The organism is Streptomyces sp. MK7 (assembly GCF_032658145.1).
Taxonomy (GTDB): Bacteria; Actinomycetota; Actinomycetes; order Streptomycetales; family Streptomycetaceae; genus Streptomyces; species Streptomyces spiralis.
In genome coordinates this window covers 1-263 of record NZ_JAVACL010000191.1, presented here as the reverse complement: position 1 = coordinate 263, position 263 = coordinate 1, and the positions used below count along the sequence as shown (strand labels likewise).

Genomic DNA, 263 nt, shown 5'->3' with positions numbered 1-263 from the left:
GCCGGCCTCGGCGAACGGCCGAAGGCGGCGCCCGCCGCCGGGATCGACGCCTACGTGTGGGTGAAGCCGCCGGGCGAGTCGGACGGAGCCAGCCAGGCCATCTCCAACGACGAGGGCAAGGGCTTCGACCAGATGTGCGACCCCACGTACGGGGGCAACGCACGCAACGGCAACAACCCCACGGGTGCGCTGCCGAACGCGCCGCTGGCCGGACACTGGTTCTCCGCCCAGTTCCAGCAGCTGCTCCAGAACGCCTACCCGCC

1 protein-coding gene is annotated in these 263 nt (G+C 71.9%); it reads left to right on the top strand.

Features of this window, described 5'->3' with window-relative positions; all coding sequences use genetic code 11:
• A partial coding sequence (locus R2S09_RS40445) for a glycoside hydrolase family 6 protein (RefSeq protein WP_316746304.1) occupies positions 1-263 on the top strand: 263 nt, incomplete at both ends.